This is a genomic window from Bifidobacterium imperatoris (assembly GCF_002860405.1).
Taxonomy (GTDB): Bacteria; Actinomycetota; Actinomycetes; order Actinomycetales; family Bifidobacteriaceae; genus Bifidobacterium; species Bifidobacterium imperatoris.
This window is the reverse complement of sequence record NZ_NMWV01000011.1, coordinates 57,548-81,013: the sequence shown is the minus strand read 5'-3', so window position 1 is coordinate 81,013 and position 23,466 is coordinate 57,548. Positions and strand designations below refer to the sequence as shown.

General features: G+C 56.8%; 23 protein-coding genes and 1 tRNA gene. 3 read left to right on the top strand and 21 right to left on the bottom strand.

Going from position 1 to position 23,466, the window contains the following annotated elements; all coding sequences use genetic code 11:
• From Tam1G_RS04560 to Tam1G_RS04520, 9 genes are all read right to left on the bottom strand, one after another.
• A complete protein-coding gene (locus Tam1G_RS04560; RefSeq protein WP_165781904.1) occupies positions 1-879 on the bottom strand; it encodes an ABC transporter permease in 879 nt (292 codons plus the stop codon).
• Entirely contained in the window at positions 870-1,802 is a 933-nt protein-coding gene (locus tag Tam1G_RS04555; protein WP_101625628.1) for an ABC transporter permease, read from the bottom strand. Before Tam1G_RS04555 ends, Tam1G_RS04560 begins: the two co-directional genes overlap by 10 nt.
• 34 nt (positions 1,803-1,836) lie before the next feature.
• Positions 1,837-3,006, bottom strand: a complete 1,170-nt coding sequence (locus tag Tam1G_RS04550; RefSeq protein WP_101625627.1) for an ABC transporter substrate-binding protein — start codon at positions 3,004-3,006, stop codon at positions 1,837-1,839.
• A gap of 370 nt (positions 3,007-3,376) precedes the next feature.
• The gene (locus Tam1G_RS04545; protein ID WP_101625626.1) at positions 3,377-4,552 is read right to left on the bottom strand and encodes a D-alanine--D-alanine ligase family protein; all 1,176 of its coding nucleotides are present in this window, start codon (positions 4,550-4,552) and stop codon (positions 3,377-3,379) included.
• A 46-nt stretch (positions 4,553-4,598) separates the two neighbouring features.
• On the bottom strand, positions 4,599-5,600 hold the full coding sequence (locus Tam1G_RS04540; protein WP_101625625.1) for an NAD(P)H-dependent glycerol-3-phosphate dehydrogenase: 1,002 nt from the start codon (positions 5,598-5,600) through the stop codon (positions 4,599-4,601).
• Between the two features lie 52 nt (positions 5,601-5,652).
• Positions 5,653-6,579, bottom strand: coding sequence for a lysophospholipid acyltransferase family protein (locus Tam1G_RS04535; protein WP_101625624.1), 927 nt, complete (start codon positions 6,577-6,579; stop codon positions 5,653-5,655).
• Positions 6,580-6,861: 282 nt separating this feature from the next.
• A complete protein-coding gene (locus Tam1G_RS04530) occupies positions 6,862-7,251 on the bottom strand; it encodes a Rid family detoxifying hydrolase (RefSeq protein WP_033890612.1) in 390 nt (129 codons plus the stop codon).
• Between the two features lie 113 nt (positions 7,252-7,364).
• Entirely contained in the window at positions 7,365-8,306 is a 942-nt protein-coding gene (locus Tam1G_RS04525; protein ID WP_101625623.1) for a glycerophosphodiester phosphodiesterase family protein, read from the bottom strand.
• Between the two features lie 327 nt (positions 8,307-8,633).
• Positions 8,634-8,706, bottom strand: a tRNA-Arg gene (locus tag Tam1G_RS04520).
• A gap of 99 nt (positions 8,707-8,805) precedes the next feature.
• Between Tam1G_RS04520 and Tam1G_RS04515 the strand changes: the two genes are divergently transcribed.
• Positions 8,806-9,432 carry a CYTH domain-containing protein gene (locus tag Tam1G_RS04515; RefSeq protein ID WP_101625622.1) on the top strand — a complete coding sequence of 209 codons (627 nt, stop codon included), beginning with the start codon at positions 8,806-8,808 and terminating at the stop codon, positions 9,430-9,432.
• 129 nt (positions 9,433-9,561) lie between these two features.
• Here Tam1G_RS04515 and Tam1G_RS04510 read toward each other — a convergent pair whose 3' ends face one another.
• From Tam1G_RS04510 to Tam1G_RS04500, 3 genes are all read right to left on the bottom strand, one after another.
• Positions 9,562-10,530 carry a tetratricopeptide repeat protein gene (locus tag Tam1G_RS04510; protein WP_101625621.1) on the bottom strand — a complete coding sequence of 323 codons (969 nt, stop codon included), beginning with the start codon at positions 10,528-10,530 and terminating at the stop codon, positions 9,562-9,564.
• 131 nt (positions 10,531-10,661) lie between these two features.
• Complete coding sequence (locus tag Tam1G_RS04505) at positions 10,662-11,675, bottom strand: DUF8094 domain-containing protein (protein ID WP_101625620.1); 1,014 nt, start codon at positions 11,673-11,675, stop codon at positions 10,662-10,664.
• On the bottom strand, positions 11,672-12,808 hold the full coding sequence (locus Tam1G_RS04500) for a hypothetical protein (protein WP_423220503.1): 1,137 nt from the start codon (positions 12,806-12,808) through the stop codon (positions 11,672-11,674). The genes Tam1G_RS04505 and Tam1G_RS04500 overlap by 4 nt, the downstream gene beginning before the upstream one ends.
• A gap of 230 nt (positions 12,809-13,038) precedes the next feature.
• Here Tam1G_RS04500 and Tam1G_RS04495 point away from each other — a divergent pair, with 230 nt between their 5' ends.
• Both Tam1G_RS04495 and nucS read left to right on the top strand, forming a co-directional pair.
• Positions 13,039-13,995, top strand: coding sequence for an FKBP-type peptidyl-prolyl cis-trans isomerase (locus tag Tam1G_RS04495; protein WP_101625618.1), 957 nt, complete (start codon positions 13,039-13,041; stop codon positions 13,993-13,995).
• An 85-nt stretch (positions 13,996-14,080) separates the two neighbouring features.
• Complete coding sequence (nucS, locus tag Tam1G_RS04490) at positions 14,081-14,794, top strand: endonuclease NucS (protein WP_033890617.1); 714 nt, start codon at positions 14,081-14,083, stop codon at positions 14,792-14,794.
• Between the two features lie 94 nt (positions 14,795-14,888).
• On the opposite strand, the gene Tam1G_RS04485 is transcribed toward nucS, so the two are convergent.
• From Tam1G_RS04485 to Tam1G_RS04445, 9 genes are all read right to left on the bottom strand, one after another.
• The gene (locus Tam1G_RS04485) at positions 14,889-15,185 is read right to left on the bottom strand and encodes a F0F1 ATP synthase subunit epsilon (RefSeq protein WP_033890619.1); all 297 of its coding nucleotides are present in this window, start codon (positions 15,183-15,185) and stop codon (positions 14,889-14,891) included.
• Positions 15,185-16,672 (bottom strand): F0F1 ATP synthase subunit beta, encoded by a 1,488-nt coding sequence (gene atpD, locus Tam1G_RS04480; protein WP_033890620.1) that lies wholly within the window; start codon positions 16,670-16,672, stop codon positions 15,185-15,187. Before atpD ends, Tam1G_RS04485 begins: the two co-directional genes overlap by 1 nt.
• 9 nt (positions 16,673-16,681) lie before the next feature.
• A complete protein-coding gene (locus Tam1G_RS04475; protein ID WP_033890621.1) occupies positions 16,682-17,602 on the bottom strand; it encodes a F0F1 ATP synthase subunit gamma in 921 nt (306 codons plus the stop codon).
• Between the two features lie 3 nt (positions 17,603-17,605).
• Positions 17,606-19,234, bottom strand: coding sequence for a F0F1 ATP synthase subunit alpha (gene atpA, locus Tam1G_RS04470; RefSeq protein ID WP_101625617.1), 1,629 nt, complete (start codon positions 19,232-19,234; stop codon positions 17,606-17,608).
• Between the two features lie 81 nt (positions 19,235-19,315).
• The gene (locus tag Tam1G_RS04465) at positions 19,316-20,146 is read right to left on the bottom strand and encodes a F0F1 ATP synthase subunit delta (protein WP_033890623.1); all 831 of its coding nucleotides are present in this window, start codon (positions 20,144-20,146) and stop codon (positions 19,316-19,318) included.
• Between the two features lie 46 nt (positions 20,147-20,192).
• Entirely contained in the window at positions 20,193-20,711 is a 519-nt protein-coding gene (locus Tam1G_RS04460) for a F0F1 ATP synthase subunit B (RefSeq protein WP_033890624.1), read from the bottom strand.
• A gap of 94 nt (positions 20,712-20,805) precedes the next feature.
• On the bottom strand, positions 20,806-21,036 hold the full coding sequence (atpE, locus tag Tam1G_RS04455) for an ATP synthase F0 subunit C (protein ID WP_033890625.1): 231 nt from the start codon (positions 21,034-21,036) through the stop codon (positions 20,806-20,808).
• A gap of 89 nt (positions 21,037-21,125) precedes the next feature.
• Positions 21,126-21,935 carry a F0F1 ATP synthase subunit A gene (atpB, locus tag Tam1G_RS04450; protein WP_033890627.1) on the bottom strand — a complete coding sequence of 270 codons (810 nt, stop codon included), beginning with the start codon at positions 21,933-21,935 and terminating at the stop codon, positions 21,126-21,128.
• Between the two features lie 373 nt (positions 21,936-22,308).
• Positions 22,309-23,349: a homoserine O-succinyltransferase gene (locus tag Tam1G_RS04445; RefSeq protein ID WP_101625691.1), complete on the bottom strand. Its 1,041-nt coding sequence runs from the start codon at positions 23,347-23,349 to the stop codon at positions 22,309-22,311.
• Positions 23,350-23,466: the final 117 nt, after the last annotated feature.

Below are 23,466 nucleotides of genomic sequence, written 5' to 3'. Positions count from 1 at the left end.
TTACTTACCTTCCTTAGATTTGCGCATCGCATCGGAAATCAAGTCAAGTGCGACGAGCAGCACCACGCCGAAGAGCAAAGCAAGTAGCGACATGGCGGTGGAGATTTGCGAATTGGACTGGCCGAGCTGGTAGAGCGCGACCTGCAGGTTCATGCGGCCGAGCAGCGAGGCGACAGTGTATTCGCCCAGCACCACGGCAATGGAAATGAAGGAGGCAGAAAGAATCGACTGCCACAGGTTCGGGATGATCACACGGAAGAACACCTTCGGCCAGGATGCACCCAGCGAGCGCGAAGCCTCAACCAAAGTCTTCACATCAATGGAGTTCAGACCCACGGCAATCGCGCGGAAGGCAAACGGCATGACCAAAATCACATAGGCAAAGCACAGCCAGATTGGGTTGGTGTTGAGCACGTCAGCGGACAGCCAGCGATAAATCGGGCCTAAACCAACAACCAGCACGATGGCCGGAATGGTCAGCGGCAGCGTCGCCACCCATTCGATGGCACGTTCCAATGCCTTGGAGCGAATATGCACAATCACCATTGTGGGCACCATCAGCAACAGCATGATTACCACGGTGACCACGCTCAGAGCCAGTGAAGTGCCAAGGCCTTGCCACAACACGGTCAGGTCAGCGCCCAAGGATTCGCCATTACCGGTGAAGATCGCAATCCACGGAGCGGCAGACCAGCGGCCGGACAGTGGATGACGCAGTGTGAAGATCAACATTGCCAGCAGCGGCACGAACAGGAAAGCCAGCGTCACAAACAGAATCACGAATTTGATGATGCTTTGCTTGCGTACACGTGCGGCGCGAAGCTGCGGCGGCTTCACAGCGGAAGCTGCAGCAGTCGTAGAGGTTTCGTTCACTGCCAACGTCCAGCCCTCTTTTCTACAGCGTGGCTCAACAGCATCACAATGGCCACGACCACGATCATTGCGAACGCCAGCACCTGAGCGAAGCCTTGCTGGTTGGCGTCCATTTCGTTACGCATAGCGCCTTGAATCATCAGCGGAACCAGAATCGAACGCTGAGAGAACAGAGCAGCTGCGGTGGCGTATGCGGAGAATGCGGAAGCAAACAGCAGCAGGAACGCGGAGATGAAGCGGGGTGCCAAAATCGGCAGCGCCACACGCGTCCAGTACTGGAAAGTGTTGCCGCCCAAGGATTCGCAGGCTTCACGCCATTGCGGGCGAATCGAATCGACCGCCGGCAGGAAGATGATGATCATCAACGGAATCTGGAAGTAACAGTAAATCGTCACCAAGCCAGGCAGGGAGCTCAGCCAATTCGGGTTCACCGTGTAACCGGTCAAGGTTTTGATCAGCATAGTGCCGATGCCATTGATGCCGATGGTGGCGATGAACGCGAACGCCAGCATCACGCCGCCGAACTGCGCAAGCACCGAAGAGATGGCGGAAATCAAGCGACGCAGCAAGCCATTCGGCTTGGCACCAATCACCAGTGCGTAGGAGGCGAGGCCACCCACCACAGCACCAATCACCGAGGATGCGATGGAGACCAAAATCGACGTGACGAATGCGGCAATGGTATTCGGTGCGAACAGGTTATTGAAGTTCGCAAGAGTAAAGGCGCCATTGCGGTCCTGGAAGGCGCCGACGATCACAATCACCGTAGGAGCCAGCAGGAAGCATGCAGTGTAGGCGAAGAACGGCAGGGAGACGGCGATGGTGCCGAGTTCCTGGCGATGCTTGGCCAGCACGGAGGAAGCAGAAGATGCGGAAGGACCCGCCGCCTTGGCGGCAGCAGGCCCGTTCTGTGCGATTGCAGCGGTCATAATGTGTGCAGACCTTTTCCCGAGAGGCTTACTCTCAGTTGCCGATCGTCTTGTCCCAGTTGTTCTGGAGCCATTCGGTGATGCGGTTGGCATCATCGTTGGAGTAGGAAACCGGCTTGCCCTCGATGGTCACGGCATCCTTCAGAGTGTCCTGATCGACCGTGCCGTCCTGCTTCATGGAATCCAGCAGCACCGGGTTGGCGCCACCCTTGAACCACAGGTTCTGGGCTTCAGCGGTGTACAGGTACTCTTCCCACAGGCGTGCGGCGGCCGGGTGCGGAGCATTCTTGTTGATGGCCTGGTTGTAGTAGCTGACGACCTGAGCCTTCGGGAAGGTCTTGTACTCCCAGTTCACGCCCTTGGACTTCAGTTCCTTCTTGTAGGAGGCCTGGTTGTAGGTCCAGTCCATCACCACACCGGTCTGGCCGGAGTCGATGGTGCCGTTGGTCACGTCAACGGTGGTCAGGTTGCCGGAGTCCTTGAGCTTCTTGAAGAAGTCAAGGCCGGGCTGCAGGTTGTTGATGTCGCCGCCAGCGAGCTGGTTGACCATCAGGTAGCCGTTGAAGGCAGCGCCAGCCTCGGCAGGCTTGCCATTCAGGGCCACGGTACCGGCGAACTTCGGGTCGAGCAGGTCGTTCAGGGACTTGATATCGCCGTACTTATCCTTGTTCCAGCCGATGGACATGATGCCGGTGTAGTCAGCGTAGTAAGCGCCGTTGGCATCCTTGTTCTCGTCCGGGATCTTGTCCCAAGCCTGCACCTTGTACGGAGCGAAAGCGTCGGTAGAGGTGGCGGCGATGGACTGGCCAACATCGAACACATCCGGAGCGGCATCAGTGCCCTTGTTGGTCTTGGCAGCGTCAAGCTCTTCCTTGGAGGAAGCGTTCGGGTTAAGTTCGGTGATCTTAATCTTCGGATACTTCTTCTTGAAGGTGCTGATCACTTCACCGTAGTTGGACCAATCGTGCGGCAGAGCGATGACGTTCAGGGCACCTTCTTCTTCAGCGGCCTTGACCAGGTCGTCCATAGTGCCAAAGTCGGAGAGGGAGGTAGCCTTGGCGGACTTTTCGTTCACCTTGACGGCCTTACCGGTGGAACCGGAGTTGCCACCATCGGAGGAAGCGTTAGAGGAGCCACAAGCGGCCATTGAGAACGCGAGCACGGCAGCCACGGAGGCAACTGCAATCTTACGCAGGTTGTTCATTGATATTCCTTTGCTCAACATACATCCAGACACGGTTTGAGAAGACCGAATCCTGGGAGTCGGGGCGCTGATCACACTGATTTGCGCAGCCCATAATTCCAAAACACAAAAATAAGAGGGGTATCTGTCCCGACACTGGCGTTCAGGTGAACACTGTTCGCCATTTGCAGTACAGCTGTTGAACAAAAGGAAACTGAAAGTGAACTAGTGACGGTTACCGACTGATATGTCAATTACGTAGTCGGCGCTGTGAGCCGGCAGCGGCTCATTTTCACGAGGTATGGCGAAATTACGAAAAAAATAAGCCACTGAGCAACTGTCAGTGGCTTATTTTCACGAATTTGGGATTTCTCCCGAAATTTTAGGACGCTTAGCGCAGCACGCCTTCGATGAGGCGAGTGATGAGTTCGGTGTAGCCGACTCCAGTGGCTTCCCAAGCCTTGGGGTACATGGAAATCGGAGTGAAGCCCGGCATCGTGTTGATCTCGTTGACCATCACCGTACCGTCCGGGGTCACGAACGTGTCCACACGGCTCAGACCAGCGCCATCCACGGCCTTGAAGGCGCGGCGAGCCACATCACGCACATCTTCCAAGACACTGACCGGCAGGTTGGCCGGCACTTCAACATGGCTGGCAGAAGCATCCATGTACTTGGAATCGAAATCGTAGAACTGATCATCATCCTGATGATCAAGCACGATTTCACCCGGCCAGCTGGCCTCAGGCTCTTCACCGGCCTTCGGGCACAGCACGGCACATTCGATTTCACGGCCATCGATGCCCTGCTCAATCAGCACCTTCCAATCGTGCTCGCCGGCAGTAGCCACAGCGGCGGCCAGCTTATCCTGCTGGGTCTCACGATCCTCGGCCTTTTCGACCTTGGTCACGCCGAAGCTGGAGCCAGCGCGGGAAGGCTTGACGAACAGCGGGTAGGCAAGACCAGCTGCCTCAACCTTCTCAAGCACATCGGCAGCGGTGAAGTTGCGGGCGTCCACCATGATGCCAGGAGCCGTGGGGATGCCAGCAGCGTTGAGCACGATCTTGGTGTAATGCTTGTCCATGCAGGCGGCGGAAGCAAACACGCCGCAGCCCACATATGGCACACCCATCATTTCCAGCAGACCCTGAACCGTACCATCTTCGCCATAGGGACCATGCAATACCGGCAGCACAGCATCCACATGACCCAGAGAAGTCAGCGTATGGCGCATTTCCGAATCGTTGAGGCTAACAAGGTTGGAATCAGCACCGTTGAGGTGCTCAGGCTCGCCGGCAAAGAAGCCGTCCTTGCCGCGAGAAGGATCAATCATCACCGGGCGAGATTCCGGCGTGATCTTCACAGTCGGCAGCTCATTGCCATCCAGGGACCAACCACGCGGGTCTTCACCGTTGACAATCCATTTGCCATCCTTGGTGATGCCAACCGGAATCGGCTCAAAACGTTCGGTATCCAATGCACCCAGCACACCAGCCGTGGAAATGCATGAAATGGAGTGTTCATCTGCGCGCCCACCATACAGGACCACAATACGCTTCTTGGTCATAACCATCCTTTGTACTATCTACAACCGATTCAAACCTATTGGTAGCCTACTCGGCTGTGATCTCACGACCAAACAATCCGGATAACATTTCAGCGCAGGAAATACCCTCGTTCAGTACACGGCTCATCTGGTAGGCCAGCGGAGTCGGCACACCGAGTTCCTTGCCGAGCGCCACGACCGCATCCGTAGTCGGCACGCCTTCAGCCACACCGTTGCTCACCTTGGTGGCCTCTTCCACGCTCATGCCCTTGCCCAGGTTGGAACCGAACGTGTAGTTACGGGAGAGCGGGGAGCCACAGGTGGCAATCAAATCGCCCACACCGGCAAGACCGGCGAAGGTCTTCGGATCAGCACCGGCAGCGTCACCCAGGGCTGTCAGTTCGGCAAGACCGCGGGTTTCAATCATGGCGGCGGTGTTCTCACCATAGCCAGCGCCACGAGCCATGCCCACGGCGAGCGCGGTGACATTCTTCAAGCTGCCGCACATTTCCAAGCCGATAACATCGTTGGTTACGAATGGCTTGAAATAACTGGTAGTGCAGGCCTCTGCCACCTTCTTGGCATTGTCAAGGTTGGCGCAACCCACCACGGTAGCGGCCGGGTGGCGATCAGCAATCTCCTTGGACAGATTCGGGCCGGAGATGGCGGCGAAACGGTCAGCCGGCAGGTCAAGAGCTTCACGTACCACTTCGTCCATACGCTTGTTGGTCTTACGCTCAATACCCTTCATCAGGCTCACCACAATGGCGTTCTCGGGGATCAGCCCCTTGAATTCGGCGAGCGCGACGCGCGCGAACTGAGCGGCGATAGCCACCACGATGATCTCGGCATTCTTGACTGCTTCGGCACGATCACCGGTTGCGGTCATGTTATCCGGCAGCTTCTCTACAGAAGGCAGACGCACTGCGTTGCGATGATGGTCGCGAATACCTTCCACGATTTCAGGCTCGATGGCCCACATGGTCACATCATTGCCGGCGTCGGCCAAAACCTGGCCGAAGGCGGTACCCCATGCTCCTGCACCAAGAACCGTTACCTTTTTACCCATACCATTTACTCCTACTGTCTGAACTTCAAGCTTCACTGCACCTTGTGCAATGCTACTCCACTTTGCCGGCCGGGAATGGGCCGCCGACTTCGGGCCAGGGTTTGCGAGACATACTGCGGTAATCCCAATAGCCCTCAGCGGGGAACTGCTCGCCTCGAATTTCAGCAAGCACGGTGTTCATACGCTTCAGCACGCGCCACATCAGTTCATTCACCGCTTCAGCCGGCGGCTCTTCACCCCACGAATCCATATCCGTCAGCAAATCCGAATAATCGAGCTGACAGTCATAGCACATGACCACATTCTTACGAGGCCACGGCCACCAGTGATTAATCGATGCCGCTCCCCACGTAACTGCCGGATACAGCGGCACCTGATGCCCCAATCGGCGAGAGGATTCCAACGCGATATAGGCCACGCCTTCCTTAATGCTCATCACCCATTTCTTCGGGTCACGAGTCACCGTACCTTCCGGCCACACGGTAAGCGGACGGCCAGAAGTCAAAATATCAATGGAAGTTTCTTCAATCTGCTTAGCTTTACCGGAATGACGCTGCACTGGCTGCATGCCAACCAGTTGGAACCACTTGCCAATCAGAGGCCACTTCGCCATCTCAGCCTTGGCCATATACCGCGGTCGGCGGCCCATGTGGAACAGGCTGGCCATAGGCACGAACACATCGAACATCGTCACATGGCTCGCCGCCGTAATAAACGAACCGTCTTCGGGCACATGTTCCAAACCCCAAGCGCGGGTCTTGCAGCTGGCGTTGAATACCACATCCACGCCGGTGAGTAGCCGCTTAGTGGCTTGAGGATTCTGCGCGTTAATCTCCTCGACTTTGGCTTTGCGCCCTGGTCCAGTCGGGAAGTCATGCATGGGGTCAACAAGCTTATGCTGCTTTGCGAGCTTGGCGACCTGTGCGTCAGATAATGGGCTGACCGCAGAACGCGGTGACGGTTTTCCTTTGGATGCCATGCCCACTATTGTTGCACGCCCCGGGACCTAAGTCAGAAAAGAGACTCAGCACAGAATCATCTCAAGTACGCACATGTGCGGCTGTCAGCGCAAGAAATTCCGGAAAACTACCCAATCATCCCAAATTTCGTACACTGAGAAGCCCTCAGTGCAACAAATTCCGGAAATTAAAGGCATCAGCCCGAATTCCTTGCACTGACACCATATCAGTGCAAGGAATTCGGGCTGATGCGGCTATTTTCCTGAATTTCTAGCGCAATTAGAGGAAAGACACCGAAGCAATCACAGCACAGCGATGGCGTCGATCTCCACCAGAGCGCCCTTCGGAATCATATTGTTACCAAAGGCAACGCGAGCGGGCTTAACGGAGCCAATGAATACCTCAGCGTAGCGAGCATCGACTTCCTTGAAGTCCTCGACGTTCTTCAGGTAGATGGTGGCACGCACCACATGTTCAATGCCTGTACCAGCAGTATCGAGGATATGCTTGATGTTCTTCAGCGCCTGTGCTGCCTGCTCGCCAGCGGTCTCGCCTGCAAGCTCACCAGTAGCCGGATCAATGCCCAGCTGCCCGGACACAAACACAAAACCATTAGCCTTGACCGCCTGGCTGTACGCACCCAGAGCTGCCGGCGCTTCAGAAGTAGCTACTGCTTCCATCTTTTCGCTCATAATGAGTCCTCTCGTTGACTAAGCCGATTATGGTGCAGTTTAGTTGCCTCGACAGTACCTGCGACCGGCAATGCCCGCCATACGGCCACGGCAGCAACCACCCGAGGCACAATTCATCGCCATACCGGGCGCTCAGCGCGTTGCCCCGGCTCGTTGCCCCGCATGGTAACGGCAAATCGGTTGGACAGTTCATGCACGCTCCTCGCGCTCGATCCCAACACACCATCCGCTCCCATTTTCAGGCAACGTCCACCTTCCCGATAATCGCTGCTCACACCGGCGTAAATCGGCACATTGTCACGGTTCGCCCGATTCACAACGGCCGGATCCAAGCGATCGCCACGCATCACTACAAAGCTTGCATCACGCGGCCACCCGACCTCAGGGTGCCCGGCAGGACTTACACATTTGCCGATCTGCCAGTCGGGATGCAGTTTGCGCATATGCGCAATGGCATCATCATTCACCGCCATAATCATCACACGCCCAGAAAAATCACGCTGTTCTATGACTTTGGAAACCGCTTGCGTCAGTTTTCCGGCATCGGCGGATCCAGTTTTCAAATCAAGCAACAGACCCAAATGATCATTGACATGCTGTGCAGCCATAACGGCCTCATCCAACGTAGGCACATGGAAATTCTCATCATGCTGGCGCATAATCATGTGCTGCAGCTCATGCGTATGCAAACTGCGGACGGGAACGTCATCACCATCGGCCGAGAGACGCCCGGTCATACGATCGTGAAATACCACCGGCACACCATCAGCATCCAGCCGTACATCAATTTCGGCATAGTCGGCCCCATCGGCACCAGCATTGGCAATGGCATGGGTTGAATTTTCTGGAGCGGAATCGTCTCCCCTATGAGCGATGGCCAGCGGCTGCACCTGCCAGCTACCTGAATCACCCTGCTCTTTGCGCCGCGTGCGCACTTCCGACACCACGCCTACCGCAACCACCAGCGCCAAAGACAGCACCAGTATCACTATCTGAGCAATCCAGCGACGATTCATTCGCGCCGCCAGCTCCCGAAAACGACCGAATCCCGCCATTTCGCACCTCCAACAATGGCATGTGACTCTGCGCTACACGCATTGCCTAACACCCTCATTATGTGATGCTGATTCAGCCAAAACACCTGCTTTCATGGCAAGTTCATGGTTATCTCAGGGAAATCTCAGGGTGCTTGCTCACGCGCGGCACGCATAGGACCGAGAATCGGCTCGGTTCAGCCCAGTACCGGCAGTAACTGCACGGATGGTACGGCCCGGCACACAGCTGATGCGCAAAACAGCACATATGGCACGCAGACAGTATGCAAACAGCACGCAGACGGTATGCAAAAGGTCCTGCTTCCGAGGGAGGCAGGACCTTACTTGTGGGCTCGAAGGGGTTCGAACCCTCGACCTTCTGTTCCGGAGACAGACGCTCTATCCACTGAGCTACGAACCCGAACAACTTCACTACTGTACACCACGATGCACACCGCGCCACACACAATACGCAAGCCAGTTTCCCAGCAATCCCGCAAGTGCGCTCTACAATGGGGTTATGTCGGAACTTACAGATGACTTCGAATATGAACGCCGGTTCTTCTGCCGTGAACTGCCCGCAGAATATGACGATGGCGATATCCCGACACTAATCATCCAAAGTTATTACGTACACACCGATAACTATGCGCTACGCATCCGCCTTGCCTCGCATACGTTGCAAATCGACATGACTCCGGATGTAAATCCACTTGCCGTTCTCGACGAATACCGCGAACGATTCACCGAAGCGTATGTAACAGTCAAAGGTCCGTCCGTTGGCGGCACACGATATGAAGTCGAGCGTGAAATCGACACCCGTATCGCCGCGGAACTCATCAAGCGTGGTGGCGAAATAATCATCAAAAACCGTTATTCCGTATGGATTGCGGAAGATGGCTGGAGCATCGATGTATTCGGTGGTCCAAATGCGCCGCTCGTCGTGGCCGAGGCTGAGCGTTCCGGCCCGGTCACAAATCTGACGATTCCGAAATTCTGCATCACCGAAATCACCGACCAACCCCGATTCAATAACGATGGATTGGCCGACCGCCCATTCAGTGAATGGGCCAGCGACTTTGAAACCGAACTTGCCGAAAACGGACCGGAGTTCCAGCCCTATTTCGGCAAGAATCGCATGGTGTGACTTGATATAAAGCTTGCGGCTGGGATATGCCGCTCTCAGGCGTAAAGCTTGGCCCGAGCGGCCAGAACAATCCCAAGAGCGGCATATCCCAGCCGCAAGCTACCGCGAGAACGTGCAGAACGTGCACATTCAGTACATCAGTGTGGCGAGGCGGCGGCGAGCACGCTTCAAGCGTTCATCAGTCGGCTCGGGAATAGCAAAGTATTCCAGCAGACGCTTACGCACCGGCTCAATATCCGCCTTGTGGCCAGCCGCGAGGAAGTCGAGCAGACGGTCGAATGCATCCTGAATCTGGCCGCCGATCATGTCGATATCAGCCACGGCGAGCTGTGCTTCCACATCGTCGGGAGCAGCAGCGGCAGCAGCACGCACCTCACGTACATTAGCTTGACCGGAACGGGCCAGCAGCAGAGCCTTGGCACGTTCGCGAGCGGCCAAAGAGTCTCCCGGATTCATTTCCAGCACACGACTGTATTCGGCGGCAGCGCCGGCATAATCGCCTTCTTCCGCCAAACGATGTGCCTCAGCATGTTCAGGCGGCACCTGCTCAACGCCCGCACCAGCTGCGCCAGCGCTCTTGGCCGCATCGGAATCAGGATCACCGGAATATGGCGCAGTACCGCTCACGCCAGCCTGAGCCGCAGCCTGAATAATCTTCGGGACAACCTCATCGCACAGCTGCTTCAATTCGTCATCACCTGGCAAACCCTGCAGCAATGGCATTGGGCGACCACCAATCAATGCGAACAGGGCAGGAGCGCCCTGTACCTGAAGCGCCTGGGCAATGGAAGGATTCGAGGCAATATCAATACGAGAAAGCTGAATCTTACCTTCCAACGCGTTAACGGCATCACCCAGCGCACGCGCCATCGGGAACAGACGATCATCGGTCGGCACCCACAGCAGCATCAGAATGGGGAACGTGGCAGAAGTCTGCACCATAGCCTGGAACGTATTCTCGGTGGTGTCGATCACATATCCGCCAGCGGCAGGCGCACCGCCAGCTTGCCCCGGCTCGGCCTTCACCTGATGCTTCAATGCTTCCAAATCAACGGCACCCGCCAACGAAACCCCGGGATTGAACTGCTGATCAGCCATACTCTGCCTCCACGCTTAACACGCGCATAGTCACACATACTTGCGCATAACAAAACGATGCTGGAACCGATTGTAGTTCCAGCATCGAAATTACGAGTCCGATTATCCTGACTCAGCGTTAGGCGGACAATTTACAGTGCTTCCACCTTCACCGGCTGGCGGTCGGCACCCACAGCAGTAATCTGCGCATCGTCCCCCGCCTGCGGAATATACAGCGCCACCACGTTCACATACGTGACCTTCATGGTGCTGGTGTACTGGTCGGAATTGTAGAGGATCTTCTCATCGTCGGAAGCCGGCTGCGATTCGCGGCCATCTCCGGCCTGACGAGTCCACACGGAGTCAATACGGCCTACCACCAGATCACCGCCATCGGCTGTGCGCATAATCCACATCTGATCGGGCACCGCGGTGAACGTCTGCTCCTGAGTACCGTTGTTGCGCGCGATACCTTCCTGCACAGTGCTGGTCAACGTGGAGATACGCTGACGCAGCATATCGTCCGTAAACGTAGACGCGTACTTGCTGTCCGAACCGTTCTGCAACACATCGGCGTACTGTGTCAGCGCATCAGTCGGCGTAGCCACCAGCCCCTCATCTTTGGCGGTACCCATCTGGGAGCCGGACGTGGGCACTTCGAACTTCGGCATGCTCACGCCATCGAACAGTCGTGCCATAGCCACCAGCTTGTAGTTCTCGCGGGCACTGTTCTGATCCAAAACCAGCAGACGCTGAGATTGCTGATCATCCGTGGTGGTGGTGATGGTGAACACCGAACGCGGCCAGCCATCATCCGTAGGAATCACCACCTGAGCAATGTCCTTCGGAATAGTGGCGTACTTGTTCATGCTGCCGCTTTTCTGCGCAATGGTCACCTGGCTGGTACGAATCTCCAGCTGTGGACCACCCATCACTGCCTTATAACCATCCGCAGAACGGGCCTCATCAGCCTTATCCAAAGTTTCCAGAATCTTGGTGCGAATCTTCTTTTCCTGTGCTTCGGTCAAATCCGGAGTGGCTTTGGACGATGTCGATGTTGTTACAGTCGGCAGCTGACCTTCGCATGCGCCCAGAGGCAGAACCAGAGCCACGATAGCGGTGGCAGCCACACTCAGTTTCTTCAGACTGTTCCAGCGCTTGCTCATCGGTTCCCCTCCTCTTCATCATTCTGTTGGTCGTCTGCGGATTCATGCTCATGCTGTACTTCCTGAGCCAAACGCGCGAAGTACGCTTGCAGTTCGTCGTTCGTAATCACCGAAGTCGCCTCATCATCAGGCGTGCTGAATGCCGATTCGGTTGTAGCACCAGATTGAGCAATATCAGAATCGTCGGCAACCGGCTCAGCAGCCGGTGCAGTATCAGTGCCCAGCACATCCGCAGCACTACCGGAATACTCTGCGGCAGCCTGCTGATCAGCCACCAAGTTGCGAGCCGCAGGATCGACGATAATCGGAGACTCAACTGGCGCTTCCTGCGCTTCATCCGCCAGCTTGGCACCACGGCGGTGTGCGGCATGACGATGACGCTTGCGAGCCGGCACGGACTCAGGCAGCTTGGCACCGATAAGTCCCTGCTCAGCACGCTCAGCGAACGACAAGTCCGTATGAATCGTGGCCTTGCCCTCCACCATACGCTTGCGGCGCTTGTGCGGAGGCATGGCGAACACGGAGGCGCATAGCACAGCCACTACAGCCAGCAAACCGCCAGACAGGTAGAACGGCATAGCGAAATCAGGCACCTGCGAACGCACCCAACGCATGGATACATCAGCACCTCTGCTGCCGCCACCCTTGCCCAGGTCAATAATCGCCATTGTGGAATCGCTGGTCTTCGTGCTGGTCAATGTCACATTGCTCTTGCCGCACTTGACCTGAGACCACATATCCGAATCCTTGAACGCCACGGCATCGGCATCACTCGTGGCTGTGGTCTGGGTTGTGGATTTGCCTCGCTGCGTGGCGAGTGTGGACCACGATGACAATCCGGTGATGCGCTGATACGACGTTTCAGAGGCCACCCAACCGGCCACATCCTTGGCGGATCCCAGCGCCACACAAACCTGTGTTGCCGAGGAAGCCGGGTCCACAGTCAGCGTGACATTCTGATCAAGCAGCGGTAGCACGCCGGGATCGGTCACAATATAACGGGCACCGGTGATGGTGGAGGTTGCCGTAATCTGCGAGGACGGCTTCCATATCGTGGCGTTCAAAATCCCCAACACCACGGACGCCACAGCCAGCAGGCCGAAAATCGGCGTCACAATACCGCGCATGATCATGGCATGACGAGTCGGACGCGCGGCACGCTTGGGCTCGCCGTCCTTGTTCTCTCTGGAGTCGCTCACAGCGGAATCATGCTCCACGGAGTCGTTCTTCAGAGGATCGATGACGTCCTGATCAGGACTCATGGTCTGTTCTTGAGCACTCATAACGTCACCATTCTACAATCTTCACCTGTCTATTACCTTAGAACGCGAAAAATCAGGGTTTGCCGGTACTGTGGTATGCCATGCGTAAGTCTTACTTCCAACCCTTGCTCAAAGCCGCCGCTTTGGCATGCTCGCTGGTCATGTGTGTATCGCTGGCCGCTTGCTCCAGCTCTTCCTCTTCTTCTTCCGATTCCAAGGATTCTTCGAAGTCTTCCGCCAATCAGATTGCTGGCGTAACCGCTAAGGGCAAGCTTGGCGAAAAGCCGACCATCTCCTTCAATACTCCGATGACAGTGTCTGATGGCTCTTATGTAGTGCTGCAAAAGGGCGATGGAGACACTATTGAAGATGGCGACCGCGTCTGCGCTCAGGGCATTGCTCTTAATGTCAAGGACGGCACCGAGCTGATGGACACCTGGACCAAGAACACTCCGGATTGCTCGCTTAAGGTGGATTCCTCCACGCTCTCCTCCACCTACTACAACCAGATCAAGGGTGCCAAGATCAACACCACTATCGGTTTCGGCGTCAATGATTCCGATTCTTCCGGCTACTCCTATATTCTGGCGATGACCTTCGTCTCCAAGTCCAAGGATCTTGAGAAGGCCACCGGCGAGGAGGTCAAGGATGTGCCCGCCAATCTGCCGAAGGTGACTCGCGCCAAGAACGGCCAGCCTTCGATTGATATGAATGGTCAGGGTTCCGTGGATTCGTTGATTTCCCAGACGCTGATCAAGGGTTCCGGCAAGGAGTTGACCGATAAGAACACTGTGGTGGTCAAGTACACTGGCTGGCTTACCGATGGCACCCAGTTCGATTCCTCCTGGACCAAGAACACCACCATTGATGCTGATCTGTACTCTGGTGGTCAGCACACGGTAATCACCGGCTGGCAGAAGGGTTTGATTGGTCAGACCGTTGGCTCTCAGGTGCTGCTGGTGATTCCGCCAGATGATGGCTACGGTACTTCTGCTCAGAGTTCGATTCCCGCGAATTCTACACTGGTGTTCGTCATCGATATTCTCGCTGCGTACTGATTGCTGTAATCGTTCTGCAGTCTTTTGACTTTGGGCTCCCTTAACGGGAGCCCTTTTGTTATGGATTACGTTACAGTGGGTGCCTATGCGCATTATTGTTGCCGACTGCTCGGCCGAATATTCCGGCCGACTCAACGCCACACTTCCGCTGGCCAAACGTGTACTGTTGATTAAGGCTGATTCAAGCCTGCTGATTTTCTCTGAGTTGGGCTCCTATAAACCGCTCAACTGGATGACCGCGCCATGCACGATCAAGGAAATTGTGCCGGATACGCAGGATGTGCAAGAGGCCGGAGACGAACAAAAGGTTGCCGAGAAAGTGCTTCGCGTCACTGCGGATAAGGGCTCGGATGTTTTGGAAGTCACGCTGAATCATGTCTATTCCGACCAAACCTATGATTTAGGCGAAGACCCAGGCCTGATCAAAGATGGTGTGGAGGATCATTTGCAGCGTTATCTTGCCGAGCAGATCGAGCGCATCGGCAAGGGTGCGAAGCTGGTGCGTCGCGAATACCCAACTGCTATTGGCCCGGTGGATATTATGGCCATCAATGCTGAGGGTGAGCATGTGGCCGTGGAAATCAAGCGTCACGGCGGTATTGACGGCGTTGAGCAACTGACCCGTTACTGCGAACTGCTCAATCGTGACCCGCTGCTGGCCCCTGTGCATGGCATCTTCGCCGCGCAAACCATCACACCGCAGGCCCAGGTCTTGGCCAAGGATCGCGGTTTCACCTGTCTGATTCTTGACTATGACGATATGAAAGGCACCGAAGACGATTCGCTGCGTTTGTTCTAACGCGGCTAACGTGGCTGTTCCAACATGAAAGAGGGGCTTTCTCTGATGGTTCAGAGAAAGCCCCTCTTTACGCTATGTCGCGCTAGCTGCGAGCTCAGTCCTCCGTGCTGGAGTACTGCACGTCACGGCCGCGCTCGACCGCCACGGTGAGCTTGTTCGAGTCGAAGGAGATGAATCCGTCTGTCACCTCGAACATATGGCGATTGCCATCGGGCTCAACCACGGTGAGCGTACCCTGCTTGATTACCGTGAGCACAGGCTCGTGATCCGGCAGGATACCCATGCCGCCCTCAGAGGCGGGAATGGTCACGCTGGATGCTTCGCCGTGCCACACAGGATGGTCGGCAGCGACGATGTTCACCTTCATCGTGGTCTTTTCCGATTCAGCCATCACTCACCCAGTTCCTTCTGCATGTTGTGCCACTTCTCTTCGAGATCGTCGATGCCGCCGATGCCGGAGAATGCCTGCTCAGGAACGTCGTCGTACACGCCGTCGCAGATGCGGGTGAAGGCTTCGATGGTCTCATCGGCCGGCACGTAGGAACCCGGACGACCGGTGAACTTCTCAGCCACGTAGAAGTTCTGGCCAAGGAACTGCTCGATACGACGAGCACGGTTCACAGTGGTCTTATCTTCCTCGGAGAGCTCGTCGATACCGATCAGGGCGATGATGTCCTGCAGCTCCTTGTTACGCTGCAGAATGGCCTTGACGCGGTTGGCGCACTCGTAGTGAGCCTGGCCCACGTAACGCGGATCGAGGATTCGCGAGGTGGAGCTCAGCGGGTCCACTGCCGGGTAGATACCCTTGGAAGCAATGTCACGAGAAAGCTCGGTGGTTGCATCCAAGTGAGCGAAGGTCGTGGCCGGGGCCGGGTCGGTGTAATCATCGGCCGGCACGTAGATGGCCTGCAGCGAGGTGATGGAGTGGCCTCGCGTAGAGGTGATGCGCTCCTGCAGAGCACCCATCTCATCGGCCAGGTTCGGCTGGTAACCCACAGCGGAAGGCATACGGCCCAGCAGCGTGGACACCTCGGAACCTGCCTGCGTGAAGCGGAAGATGTTATCGATGAACAGCAGCACGTCCTGGTTCTGCACGTCACGGAAGTACTCTGCCATAGTCAGTGCGGTCAGCGGCACGCGCAGACGGGTACCCGGCTGCTCATCCATCTGACCGAAGACCAGAGCGGTCTTCTCAAGCACGCCAGCCTCGTCCATTTCGCCAATCAGATCGTTACCCTCACGGGTACGCTCGCCGACGCCTGCGAACACGGACACACCGCCGTGGTTCTGGGCCACGCGCTGAATCATTTCCTGAATCAGCACGGTCTTGCCCACGCCTGCACCACCGAACAGACCGATCTTGCCGCCCTGCACGTACGGGGTCAGCAGGTCGATGACCTTAATACCAGTCTCGAACATCTGGGTCTTGGATTCCAGCTGATCGAATGCCGGCGGGTTGCGGTGGATAGGCCAGCGCTCGGTAACGGTGATCTGCTCATCCGGCTTCTTGTTGAGGATGTTGCCGGACACGTCGAAAACGTGGCCCTTGGTCACATCGCCGACCGGCACGGAAATCGGAGCACCGGTGTCGTACACAGCGGCGCCGCGCACCAGGCCGTCAGTCGGCTTCAGTGCCACGCAGCGCACGGTGGAGTCACCGAGGTGCTGTTCGACCTCGAGAGTGATCTCGGTCGCCTTGGCCTCGCCTTCCTCCTTGGCGCCCGTGTTGACGATGGTCACATGGAGGGCGTTGTAGATGTCGGGCATATGGCCGACCGGAAACTCAACGTCGATAACCGAACCCTGGACTCGGGTGACGCGTCCGTGAATCGGCTCGCCGTTGGTCTCGGAAGCCACAGTGGTCTGATTCTCAGCCATAGTGCGTTCCTACTCTTCCTTTGTGTTCAGTGCATCAGCACTGCCGATGATTTCGGTAAGTTCCTGCGTGATCGAGGCCTGACGCGAAGCATTGAGCTTACGAGTAAGGTCGTCGACCAGATTGCGTGCGTTGTCCGTTGCCGTGTGCATGGCGTTCTGACGGCTTGCAGTCTCAGAGGCCGCAGCAGTCAGCAAGCATTCGTGGATACGAGACTGAATGTACTTCGGCAGAATTGCGTCCAGTACTTCGTCCAGGCTCGGCTCGAAGGCGTACAGCGGAGGAATATCCTCTGATGCCTTCTCATCCTCCGGATCGGGGACCTTGGCTTCGTTCCCCACGATTTCCACGGGCAGCATGCGCAGCACACGCACCTTCTGAACCACCATGTTGATGAATTCGGTGAAGACGATGTAGAGCTCGGAAACTCCACCCTTCTCAGCCGGCTTCATGTAGGCGTCCATCAGTGTGTTGGAGATCGTCTCGGCGATCTCGACGCCGGGCTGATCGGTGTCGCCCTCCCATGTGGCCGCCACGTCACGGTTGCGGTACTTGTAGTACGTCGAACCACGACGGCCGTACACGAACAGCTCCGGCTGCTTGCCATCCGCCTCAAGGCGGGCCAGCAGCGATTCCGTTTCACGGATAATCGAAGAGGTGTACGGGCCGGCCATGCCACGATCCGAGGTGAGGGCGAGGACAGCCACGCGAGGGTTGTCCTCGTCCTTCACAGCGATCGGATGCGTGATATGGGTATGCGCCACCAATGCTTGCACGGCATCGAAAATCGCATCGGTGTACGGCTTCGCGTTCAGGGCCACATCGCGGGCCTTGGCGATATGCGAAGACGCGATCATCTCCTGAGCGTTGAAGATCTTCTCCAACGACTCAGTGGAGTGGATGCGTGATTTCAATGCGAGTTGCGAGCCCATGGCTTACTTCTCTCCCGCCACGATCTTTTCCTGTTCGACCGGAGCGGCCTTGGAAGTGTCAGGCTTCTTGTCGACCAGCGGCTTACCGCTGGAGGTCACGAAGGTGGCACGGAAGGCATCCACAGCCTTGCCGAGGGCAGCCTCGGTATCGGCGGTGAAGTCCTCGGTCTCGCGGATGGTCTTGAGGATATCGGTGTTGTGGTCGAGGTAGTCCAGCAGACCCTGCTCGAACGGGAGCACGTCCTTCAGCTCGAGATCGTCGAGCTTGCCGTGGGTACCAGTCCACACGGAGACGACTTCCTGTTCCATCGAGTACGGGTGGAACTGCGGCTGCTTCAACAGCTCGGTCAGGTGAGCACCACGGGTCAGCTGAGCCTTGGATGCCGCATCCAGATCGGAGGCGAACATGGCGAAGGATTCCAGCGAGCGGTACTGCGCCAGGGAGATCTTCAGCGTACCGGAGACCTTCTTCAGTGCCTTGGTCTGTGCAGCGCCACCGACTCGGGAGACGGAGATACCGACGTCCACAGCAGGACGCTGGTTGGCGTTGAACAGGTCGGACTGCAGGAAGATCTGACCGTCGGTGATGGAGATCACGTTGGTCGGGATGTAGGCAGACACATCGTTTGCCTTGGTCTCGACGATCGGCAGACCCGTCATCGAGCCACCACCGAGGTCATCGGAGACCTTGGCGCAGCGTTCGAGCAGACGGGAGTGCAGGTAGAACACATCACCCGGGTAAGCTTCACGCCCCGGCGGACGACGAAGCAGCAGGGAAATCGAACGATAGGCTTCAGCCTGCTTCGACAAATCGTCGAAGACGATGAGCACATGCTTGCCGTTGTACATCCAGTGCTGGCCGATGGCGGAACCGGTGTACGGTGCAATGTACTTGAAGCCTGCGGAATCGGAAGCCGGGGAGGCCACGATGGTGGTGTACTCCATAGCGCCGGCATCTTCCAGGCTCTGCTTCACCGATGCGATGGTGGAGCCCTTCTGGCCCACGGCCACGTAGATGCAGCGCACCTGCTTCTTCGGGTCGCCGGATTCCCAGTTAGCCTTCTGGTTGATGATGGTATCGATCGCGATGGCGGTCTTACCGGTCTGGCGGTCGCCGATGATGAGCTGGCGCTGGCCACGACCGATTGGGGTCATTGCGTCGATGGCCTTGAGGCCGGTGGACAGCGGCTCGTCGACCGGATGGCGGTGCATCACGTCCGGAGCCTGGGCTTCGAGGATGCGGCGGCCTTCGCTCTTGATCTCGCCGAGGCCGTCGATCGGCTTGCCCAGCGGGTCCACGACGCGGCCGAGGTAGCCGTCGCCGACAGGCACGGAGAGCACTTCGCCGGTACGGCGCACTTCCTGGCCTTCCTCAATTCCAGCGAAATCGCCGAGGATAACCACGCCGATCTCACGGGCGTCAAGGTTGAACGCCAGGCCGAGCGTGCCGTCTTCGAACGTCAGCAGCTCATTGGCCATGCAACCAGGCAACCCCGTCACGTGGGCAATGCCATCGCCTGCCGTGGCGACATATCCCACTTCCTGGGTGGGGGTGTCGCTCGGCTGGTAGGACGACACGAAGTCATCCAAGGCCTTGCGAATCGAGGCGGGATCGATGGTCAGTTCTGCCATGATCACTCCTTCTATTGGTTATTGTTCAGTCAAGTCTTTGCTTGTGTTCCGCTGCGCGGAGGGTGCTGATGCACCGACCACTCAGTTAGTGCCCGCTTTCACGGTGCGGTTCAGATGCTGCAGCTGGGCTACCACGGTGTTATCCGTGACTTCATCGCCCACCTGAATGCGCATACCGCCCAGCACGCTCGGATCCACCACAGAATTGATGTGCACCGGACGTCCGGCCTTGGCCGAATAGACCTTGGTCAGGCGTTCGATCTGCTCATCCTTCAACGGGGTTGCGGTGGTCACTGTGACCATCGATTCGCCCATATGGCGGGAGAACTTGTTGATGAGCCACTGGATGGTTTCCAAGTAGCGGCGGCGACGCAGGTTGCACGTAGCGTGTTCGGCGAGCCTCATCGTGATTTTGTTCAGTCCCTTACCGTCGAAGATTTCACGGAAGAGCTTTACACGAGAATCACTGGAAGCTTGATCGTCATACAGCTTGGCGCGCACAACCGGCAGGGTCAGCAAGGCCGAATGCAGCTGCGAGAGTTCGATGGACACCTGCAACGTGGCGTCGGTGGCGTCAGCGTAGTACATCATGGCGTCCACACCGAAGTCCTCCACTGCGTTGGCGATATCCCGAGCGCGGCTCCAACGGCGGGCAACCAGATCGGTCATAATCTCCACCGTCATCGGATGAGCTTCGCCCTTGAACAGTTCGTTCAGTACTGCGACCTTATCCGCTTGGGGGCGGGAGGGATCAGTCAGCGCACGCTCCAACGCAATGTTGTGATCGAGCACGCTGGTGATCTTGAACAGTTCATTGCCGATTCGCCATGCATCCTCACGGGTGTCACGCAGCTTCGGGGCCAGCGAATCACGCGACTCGCGGTCTGCAATACGAGATGCCTCTCCTCGCATGGTCACCTCCCTTTCTGGTTACGGATGTTCCTGACGATGTTCACGGTCACTTCTTGGCGTCCAGGTCTGCGATCATGGAGTCAATCATCGAGGACTGCACATCGCTGTCCTGGAGCTTGGCACCAAGAATCTTGCCGGCCAGAGCGGTGGCCAGAGCGCCGACCTCGCCCTTGAGCGAGACCATAGCCTGCTGCTGCTGGGATTCCAGCGAACGCTGAGCGTTGGCGGTAATCTGAGCGGCATCGGCTTCCGCACGGGCACGAGCATCGGCAACGATATGCGATGCCTCGGCGCGGGCGTCGTCACGAATCTTGGCGGCTTCCACGCGGGCGTTGCTCAGCTGGCTCTCGTACTTGGCCTTGGCTTCAGCAGCTTCCTTCTGAGCCTGTTCAGCCTTGGCGATACCGCCCTCAATCTTGGCGGTACGCTCATCGAAAATGGCCTGGAACTTCGGCATGAAGAACTTGTAGAAGAACACCGCGATGATGGCCAGAATAACCAGCGACCATACGATGTCGTAGACCTCGGGGATGAACAGGTTAATACCGTTTTCCGCTAAAGTCATTGCCGTTCTCCTTTCATAGCTTCATTTCCGTTTGCGATTGCTTTCTTGCGTTGCCACCGATCGGCTTGCACCGTGCGATAGGCAACGGCCACAATCACTGGAAGATGAAGCCGGCCACCAGTCCGAGGAGGGCCAGAATCTCGACGAATGCCAGGCCCAGGAACATCAGGGTCTGCAGACGGCCGCCGAGCTCAGGCTGACGAGCGGTACCTTCGATGGTCTTGCCAATCAGAATGCCCAGACCGATGCCAGGGCCGATGGCGGCAAGGCCGTAACCGATTGCGTTGAGATTACCAGCGACCTCAGCGAGGGTGATGATATCCATGGGTTTTTCCTTTCTGGTTTTTCTTCTGTAACGAAGGAAATCTTGAAAATCTTTAAGGGGTACCGGTGATTGGGGCCGAAGTCCTCAAATCACTCGGTTTCCGGGTAGCTCATGTTGATGTATGCGGTGGTCAGCATGGCGAAGATGAATGCTTGCAGTGCTGCGACCAAGATCTCGAACAGGGTCATAATCAGGCCTGCGGCAAGCGTGCCGACGCCGAGGATGGACCACAGCTTGTTCGGGATTTCGATAAGGAACCACTGGGTGGCGGCAAGGCACACGCCAACGGTGATGTGGCCGGAGACCATGTTGGCGAAGAGTCGCAGGGTCAGGGAGACCGGGCGAATCACCAGAAGCTCCAAAATCTGAATCGGGGTCAGCAGGATGTAGATCGGAGCGGGCACGCCCTTCGGGAAGAGCTCATCCTTCAAGAAGGAACCGAGACCCTTCTCGCGGATGCCAGCGATCCAGTACTGGCAGAAGCACCAGCCAGCGAAGACCAACGGCATGGTGATGGTAGCGGTGGCTGCAATGTTGAAGCCAGGGATGATGCCGCACAGGTTGAACACCAGAATGGTGAAGAACATGGTGGTAATCATCGGCAGGTAGCGCTGACCGCGCTCCTTGCCCATCACCTGGTAGACGATCTGGTCACGCACAAATTCGATGACCCATTCCACGGCACCCTGCCAGCGGCCAGGAATCAGCTTGGCTCGTGCGGCGGAGATGCCGAGGATGACCAGCATGATTACCGTGGCGATGATGCGCACCATGATGATGCGGTTCATCGCAAACGGGGTTCCTGGGAAGATGATCTGTGGAAGAAGGAAGTCGTTAACGGTCGGGAATTTCGGACCGTCTGCGGCCAAAGCTAACCCGTTCAAAAGGGCTTCGTTCATTCTCACGCCTCCTGCTTCTTCAATGTCAGGTGTCAGTTTAGACCAGCGGGACGCGCAAATGTGACGTATTGGTTACTTCCGCTCCCCGCTCCGGGGCCTGCCGTGCGGGGACAGGAGTCGACGCTGCGGCATTCGACTCCGAATGACTGAAAGGTGATTATTGGCCTGACTTGGGACAAAGTCAACGGCATTCGGGCGTGTCCGCCATCGCCCTTACTGCCATAAGGGTTTTATCATTTCGTTATGTTCCGATTCCCTATTAGACGTTTGCTCTGGAGCTGCCGAATTTCGTTTATTTAAGCGTCCAAATAATGAACATCACTACGTCCGCGGAGCGGTCACATAACGACACGAATACCCTAGAGCAGGCCCATCAACCCCGTTGAATCACGCCGTAGCCGTCATGCAGGAATGGCTCGAAGTTGTCCTTGCGTGGACCTCCCGGCAAATGCCGAATCGAGCGATCGGTGCCGAGCTTCTTCTCTTTCCTCAGCTCCGGGACCTCGGTCAGGTCATATGGCGTGGTCTGATACACCCAGTTCAGCCAGTTGCGCCACAACAGATTGCCGTGGGCACGCCAGCTGAACAGCGGTTCCAAAGACGGGTCATCATGAGGGAAGTAGTTCTTCGGGAACGGCACGTTGGTCATGCCATTGGCCATATCGCGCTCATACTCTTCAGCAAGCGTGTATTTGCCGTACTCCCAATGCCCCAGCGCGAACACTTCGGAAAAGTCACGCGTAGCCACTAGACCCGGGCCGGACTGCGGCCCCCAGGTCAGCACTTGAAGCTCCTGCTTCTTCAGCGCCAAATCAGCCTCGTTTACGCCAGCCAGGCGCGAATGCGGCTGCAAAGCGATTTCATCAAAACCATTAGTCAAGAAGCAGTACTCATCCTGCAGATATTGCGGGAACACACCGAAGATCTTTTGCGGATAGTCCACCTTGCGCACACCATAGCGGTAATACAGCGCGCCCATTGCGCCCCAGCACAGGTACATGGTGGAGAACACATGGGTGGAGGCCCAATCAAGAATGGTCTTGAACTCCTCCCAATAGTCCACTTCCTCGAACGGCATATGTTCCACCGGAGCACCGGTAACCACAAAACCGTCATAGTAATTGTCTTTGAACGCATCCAGCGTCTCGTAGAACTTCACCAGATGATCGGCGGACACATGCGTGGCCTCGTGGGTGGAGGTCTTCATGAAATCGACTTCAACCTGCAACGGGCTTTTGGAGATGAGCCTCAGCAACTGTGTTTCGGTCTCAATCTTTTTAGGCATCAAATTCAGGATTACCAGTTTGAGCGGGCGCACGCGTTGGCGCTCCGCTTCAGGCTTCTCGAGAGCAAAAATGCGTTCGGAGTCGAGAATGGCTCGGGCCGGCAGGCCGCTGGGAATCTTGATAGGCATGTTTTCATTATGGTCTTGTTCCGGATATGTTGCATCCCCGCAACGCGACACGCCGAAGAGCGCCATCCGCGTTGACAATATTCAATCTATCAGTATTGTAGATAGAGCTGTCTGAAA